Here is a 6,398-nt window from a genome sequence, read left to right as displayed (position 1 = left end):
GAGCCGGTAGGCGACCGCGGCGGCGGCCCAGGCCGTGGGGACGCCGACCGCGAGCAGCCGGCTGCCCCGGGGCGTCTCCCGCGAACGGGCGGCCGGGAACCGGCCGGGGCGGCGACGGGGCGTGCGGGCGGGCACCCATGAGGCGGTCGGGGTCCGTCCCTTGCGGGGTACCCCAGCCTTGAAGCGGATCATGCAGCCGGCCCCCCAGATAGGCCCCTGACAGCGCGCGGACCGGCCCCGTGAGGCCGGTCCGATTCTGTCGACCGCTGCACCGCATCCGGACGTATCACCCGGAATTGTCACCCGAATGAGTGAGGTGACCCGGGAGGAGGAAGCAGCGGGGGCGCACATGCTTCCGAGGCAAGCCCCGGGTGCACGCGCGCCCCCTTGTGCGCTCAGGCGCGCAGGACCGCTCCGGTGCGCTCGCCCGCCAGGGCGACCGCCGACTCCCGTGCCGCCGACGCCTCGTCGACGGTCAGCGTCCGGTCCGCCGCGCGGAACCGCAACGCGTACGCCAGGGACTTGCGGCCCTCGCCCAGCTGCTCGGCGTTCTCGTAGACGTCGAACAGGCGGATGGACTCCAGCAGTTCACCGGCGCCCTCGCGCAGCGCGGCCTCCACGTCGGCCGACGGCACGAACGCGTCCACGACGAGCGCGACGTCCTGTGTGGCGACCGGGAACGTGGAGATGGCCGGAGCCTGCGGGGTGTCCTGGCCGGCACCCGCCACCGCGTCCAGGTCCAGTTCCGCCGCGCAGGTGCGCTCGGGCAGCCCCAGCGTCTTCAGGACGCCCGGGTGCAGCTCACCGGCGTGGCCCACGACCCGCTCGGCGCCGTCGACGACGACGGCGAGCTCCGCGCAGCGGCCCGGGTGCCAGGGCCCGTACTGGCCCTTGCGGACGATCAGCTCGGCGCCGGCCTCGCGGGCGACGGTCCGGGCGGCCTCGACCGCGTCCGCCCAGTCGGCCGGGCGGCCCTTGCCCCACCAGCCGTCCCGCTCACGGGCACCGGCGAGCACCACCGCGACGTGCCGCGGCTGCTCCGGCAGGGCGGCGTCCAGTCCGGCGAGCTCCTCGTCGGTGGGCCGCCGGTCCACGGGCAGCCGGACAGCCTTCCGCTGCTCGGCGCGGGGGTGGAAGACCAGCCCGGTCTCGAAGAGGGCCAGGTCGTGCGAGCCGCGGCCGTCGTTGCGCCGCAGCGCGCCGAGCAGACCCGGCAGCAGCGAGGTCCGCAGGGCGGGCTCCTCGTCGCTGAGCGGGTTGGTCAGCCGCACCACGCGGCGGGCGGGATCGTCGGCGGCCAGGCCGAGCTGGTCGAAGACCTGCTCGCTGACGAACGGGTAGTTCGGCGCCTCGACGTATCCGGCGCCGGCCAGGGCCCGGCCGATGCGGCGGTGCAGCCGCTGCCGGCCGCTCAGACCGCGCCCGGCGGGCGGCCGGGGCAGGGTGGCGGGCAGGTTCTCGTAGCCCTCCAGCCGGATGACCTCTTCGGCCAGGTCGTTGGGGTCGGTGAGGTCGGGCCGCCAGGACGGCACCGTGACGATCAGCTCGTCTTGGCCGTAGACGTCGCAGCCCACCTGCTGCAGCCGCCGGACGACCGTCTCCCGCCCGTAGGCGACGCCCGCCACCTTGTCCGGGTGGTTCGCCGGGAGGGTGATGGTGCGCGGCGCGCTGGGCGCGACGACCTCGGTGACCCCGGCCTCGGCGGTGCCGCCGGCCAGCAGCACGAGCAGGTCGACGGTGCGCTGCGCGGCAGCGGCGGCGGCCTGCGGGTCGACGCCCCGCTCGAAGCGCCGGGACGCCTCGGAGGACAGCCGGTGGCGCCGGGCGGTGCGCGCGACGGACACCGCGTCGAAGTGCGCGGCCTCGATGACCACGTCGGTCGACGCGCCGCCGCCTCCGTTGCCGTCGGCGATCTCCGTGTCGGCGCCGCCCATGACACCGGCGAGGCCGATCGGGCCGCGGTCGTCGGTGATCACCAGGTCCTCGGCGTCCAGGGTGCGCTCGACGCCGTCGAGGGTGGTGAGCTTCTCGCCCGGCTCGGCGCGGCGCACCCCGATGGTGCCCTGGACCTGGGCGCGGTCGTAGGCGTGCAGCGGCTGGCCGAGCTCCATCATCACGTAGTTGGTGATGTCGACGGCCAGCGAGATCGGGCGCATGCCGACCTTCTGCAGGCGGCGCTGGAGCCAGATCGGGGAGCGCGCCTCGGGGCTGAGGCCGGTCACCGTGCGGGCCGTGAAGCGGTCGCAGCCGGCCGGGTCGGAGACCTTGACCGGGTAGCCGAAGGCGTTCGGGCCGGGCACGTCGAGCAGCGCCGGGTCGCGCAGCGGCAGACCGTAGGCGGTGGCGGTCTCACGGGCCACGCCGCGCAGCGACAGGCAGTAGCCGCGGTCGGGGGTGACGGCGATGTCGAGGACCTCGTCGACCAGTTCGAGCAGCTCGATGGCGTCCTTGCCGACCTCGGTCTCCGGCGGCAGCACGATGATGCCCTTGCTGCCGTCGTCGCCCATGCCCAGCTCGTCGCTGGAGCAGATCATGCCCTGCGAGACCTTGCCGTAGGTCTTGCGGGCGGAGATCGCGAAGCCGCCGGGCAGCACGGCGCCCGGGAGGACCACGACGACCTTGTCGCCGACGGCGAAGTTGCGGGCGCCGCAGACGATCTCCTGCGGCTCACCGGTGCCGTTGGCCGTCCCGACGTCGACGGTGCAGAAGCGGATCGGCTTCTTGAAGCCCTCCAGCTCCTCGATGGTCAGCACCTGACCGACGACGAGGGGGCCCTTGAGGTCGGCGCCGAGGTGCTCGACGGTCTCGACCTCGAGGCCCGCGGCGATCAGCTTGGCCTGTACGTCGCGGCCGGTCTCGGTGGCCGGCAGGTCGACGTACTCCCGCAGCCAGGAAAGCGGGACCCGCATCAGATCTCCATCCCGAACGGCCGGGTGAACCGGACGTCACCCTCGACCATGTCTCGCATGTCCTCGACGTTGTGGCGGAACATCAGCATCCGCTCGATGCCGAACCCGAAGGCGAAGCCGCTGTACTTCTCGGGGTCGACGCCGCAGGCGGTGAGCACCCGCGGGTTGACCATGCCGCAGCCGCCCAGCTCGATCCAGCCCTCGCTGGAGCAGGTGCGGCAGGGCCGGTCGGGGTTGCCGACGGACTCGCCCTTGCAGACGTAGCAGAGCATGTCCATCTCGGCGCTCGGCTCGGTGAAGGGGAAGAAGTTCGGCCGCAGCCGGGTCTTCATGCCCTCCCCGAACAGGGACTGCACCATGTGGTCCAGCGTGCCCCGCAGGTCCGCCATGGTGAGGCCCTCGTCGACGGCGAGCAGCTCCACCTGGTGGAAGACGGGGGTGTGGGTCGCGTCCAGCTCGTCGGTGCGGTAGACGCGGCCGGGGCAGATCACGTACACCGGCAGCTCGCGGTCGAGCAGGGAGCGGATCTGCACCGGGGAGGTGTGGGTGCGCAGGACGACGCCGGACTCCGTGCCGCCCTCGGGGCCCTGCACGAAGAAGGTGTCGTGCTCGCCGCGGGCGGGGTGGTCCGGGCCGATGTTGAGGGCGTCGAAGTTGAACCACTCGGCCTCGACCTGCGGGCCCTCGGCCACCTCGTAGCCCATGGCCACGAAGATGTCCTCGATGCGCTCCGACAGGGTGGTCAGCGGGTGCCGGGCACCCGGGGCCGTCCGGTCGTAGGGCAGCGTGACGTCCACGGACTCCTCGACCAGGACGCGGGCGTCCCGCTCCGCCTCCAGCTCGGCCTGGCGGGCGGCGAGGCCCTTGTTCACGGCACCGCGCGCCTGGCCCACCCGCTTGCCGGCCTCGGCCTTGGCGTGCGGGGGCAGGGCGCCGATCTCGCGGTTGGCGAGGGCCAGCGGGGAGGCGGGGCCGGTGTGGGCGACCTTGGCCTCGTGGAGCGCGTCCAGGGAGTCCGCGGCGGCGAAGGCGGCGAGCGCCTCGTCCCGCATGCGCTCGATCTCTTCCGGTTTCAACGCCTCGACCTCGACAGGGTCGTACGACTTATTGGGTGCCGACATCTCTTCCCGTGCTTCCGATTTGTCCCCCAGTTGCCACTGGGGGGTGCCCCCGGGGCTGATGGTCCCCGCCACCGGCTCGTGCACGACCTGGCGCGGGGACACAAAGGTGCCAAGGGTCGAGTCTAACGGGGCAGGGATGGGCGAATGCGCCCGTGGGCCCCCCGGGCCCGCCGGCGTCCTAGCGCGCGCTGCGCGGCAGGTCGCGGGCGAAGGCCGGGGCCCCCACGGGCAACGTAAATCGGAACCGGGCACCGCCGGCGCGGGCCCGCCCGACCGTGATGGTGCCGCCGTGGGCCTCGACGATGCCCTTGACGATGTACAGCCCGAGTCCGGTGCCGCCGCGCTTGCTGCCCCGCCAGAAGCGGGTGAAGACGCGGTTCATGGAGTCCTCCGGGATGCCGGGGCCCTCGTCGCTCACCGTGACCGACGTGGCCGCGTGCTCGCCGTGCTCCGGTTCTCGCGGGGACGGCGCGGGCGTGAGGTCGATGGTGACGGTTCCCTCGCCGTGGCGCACGGCATTTTCCAGCAGGTTGCTCAGCACCTGGTCGATCTTGTCCGGGTCCGCCCACAGGTCGGGCAGCGGGTGCTGGACGCGCAGCAGGAACCGGTCGGCGGGCTGCCCGGCGGCCACGTACGCCTGGATGTGCCGGCCGACGGCGGCGCCGATGTCGACGGGCTGGCGGCGCACCTCCAGGCGGCCGGAGTCGATGCGCGATATGTCGAGCAGTTCGGCGATGAGCCGGGTGACGCGGTCGGCGTCGGCGTCGACGGTCTCCAGCATGAGCCGCTTCTGGTCGTCGGTGAAGCGTTCCCACTTCCTGAGCAGGGTGGCGGTGAAGCCCTTGACGGAGGTGAGCGGGGAGCGCAGCTCGTGGGCGACGGTGGCGATCAGCTCGGCGTGGCTGCGTTCGGTGCGGCGGCGGGCCTCGGTGTCGCGCAGGGTGACGACGAGGCGGCGCAGCGGGCCGGTGGGCCGGGTGCGGACGTAGCGGGCCGCGACGAGGACCTCCCGGCCGCCGGGCAGCAGCAGGTTGCGTTCGGGCTGGCCGTTGCGGATGGCGAGGCCGCCGTAGGGGTCGGTGAGCTGCCACCAGTGCCGGCCTTCGAGGTCCTGTAAGGGCAGCGCGCTCTCGATGCGCCGGCCGAGGGCCTGTTCGGCGGGGAGGGCGGCGATGCGGACGGCCGCGCGGTTGAAGCAGATGACCCTCCCCTGCTCGTCGGCGACGACGAGTCCGTCGGGCAGCTGGTCGGGGTCGATGCCGAGGTCGCCGAGATCACCGGGCCGGGGGGCGGGCGGTCGCGCCACCCGACGTGCTCCCGGTGCGCTGCCCGTGCCGACGCTCATCCCCGTACCCCGCCTCTCGACTTGCCTTGGGGGCTCTCCGAGCTGGTCACCCTACTAGTTCCCGGTGACGGAGCGGCACCCTCCGGCGGCGCGCTGTGCACGCGCCGACGCGTAGAGACATACGGCGGCGGCGGTGGCGAGGTTCAGACTCTCGGCCTTCCCGTGGATCGGGACGCGGACGACGGCGTCGGCGAGCACCCGGGTCTCCTCGGGCAGCCCCCACGCCTCGTTGCCGAAGACCCAGGCGGTCGGGCCGCCCATGGTGCCGCGGTCGAGCTCGTCGTCGATGTCGCGGTCCCCGGCGCCGTCGGCGGCGAGCACCCGGATGCCGGCGGCGCGCAGTCCGTCGACGGCCTCCTCGACGGGCACGCCGACGGCGACGGGCAGGTGGAACAGCGAGCCGACGGAGGCGCGGACGGCCTTGGGGTTGTACAGGTCGACGGAGGCGTCGGTCAGCACGACGGCCTCGGCTCCGGCGGCGTCGGCGCTGCGCAGCACGGTGCCGGCGTTGCCGGGATCGCGGACGTGGGCGAGGACGGCGACGAGCCGGGGCCGCGCGGCGAGGATCTCCTCGAACGGGGTGTCGAGGAACCGGCAGACGCCGACCAGTCCCTGCGGGGTGACGGTGGTGGAGATGTCGGCGACGACCTGCTCGGCGGCGAGGTGGACGCGGGCGCCGGCCTCCCGGGCGGCGCCGACGATGTCGGCGTAGCGGTCGGCGGCCTCGGCGGTGGTGAAGAGTTCGACGAGGGTGGCGGTGCCGTCGGCCCGGTGCGCGGCGGCCTCCCGTACGGCCTGGGGTCCCTCGGCGAGGAACAGCCGCTCCTTGCCCCGGAAGTTCCGTTTGGCCAGCCGCCGGGCGGCCAGCACCCGGGTGGAACGGGGGGAGATCAGCTCGGGGCCGACGGGGGGCATCTTGTTCGTCACCTTCGTGGAGTCCCGGACGCACGGCGTCGGGGACGCTCGCGCGGGCGCGCGGCGCGGGGCGCCGGGGCCGCCGTCCGGTCGGGGGCGGGGCGGGGG

Annotated in this window: 4 protein-coding genes; all 4 read right to left on the bottom strand. The window is 74.0% G+C overall.

Going from position 1 to position 6,398, the window contains the following annotated elements:
- Window positions 1-395: 395 nt before the first annotated feature.
- Entirely contained in the window at window positions 396-2,909 is a 2,514-nt protein-coding gene (gene pheT / locus G3I53_RS08775) for a phenylalanine--tRNA ligase subunit beta (protein ID WP_164438198.1), read from the bottom strand.
- Window positions 2,909-4,030, bottom strand: coding sequence for a phenylalanine--tRNA ligase subunit alpha (gene pheS / locus G3I53_RS08770; protein WP_164332932.1), 1,122 nt, complete (start codon window positions 4,028-4,030; stop codon window positions 2,909-2,911). The genes pheT and pheS overlap by 1 nt, the downstream gene beginning before the upstream one ends.
- Window positions 4,031-4,208: 178 nt before the next feature.
- Entirely contained in the window at window positions 4,209-5,375 is a 1,167-nt protein-coding gene (locus tag G3I53_RS08765) for an ATP-binding protein (protein WP_164332931.1), read from the bottom strand.
- Between the two features lie 54 nt (window positions 5,376-5,429).
- Window positions 5,430-6,290: an RNA methyltransferase gene (locus G3I53_RS08760; protein ID WP_164332930.1), complete on the bottom strand. Its 861-nt coding sequence runs from the start codon at window positions 6,288-6,290 to the stop codon at window positions 5,430-5,432.
- Window positions 6,291-6,398: the final 108 nt, after the last annotated feature.

The sequence above is a fragment of the Streptomyces sp. SID14436 genome, assembly GCF_010548465.1.
In the GTDB taxonomy this organism is placed as follows: domain Bacteria; phylum Actinomycetota; class Actinomycetes; order Streptomycetales; family Streptomycetaceae; genus Streptomyces.
This window is presented reverse-complemented; position numbering and strand designations above follow the sequence as displayed.

What these genes read in the sequence shown, in the direction of transcription:
- pheS (WP_164332932.1), bottom strand. Translation starts at nt 4,030, where the DNA reads ATGTCGGCACCCAATAAGTCGTACGACCCTGTCGAGGTCGAGGCGTTG.
- G3I53_RS08760 (WP_164332930.1), bottom strand. Translation starts at nt 6,290, where the DNA reads ATGCCCCCCGTCGGCCCCGAGCTGATCTCCCCCCGTTCCACCCGGGTG.
- pheT (WP_164438198.1), bottom strand. Translation starts at nt 2,909, where the DNA reads ATGCGGGTCCCGCTTTCCTGGCTGCGGGAGTACGTCGACCTGCCGGCC.
- G3I53_RS08765 (WP_164332931.1), bottom strand. Translation starts at nt 5,375, where the DNA reads ATGAGCGTCGGCACGGGCAGCGCACCGGGAGCACGTCGGGTGGCGCGA.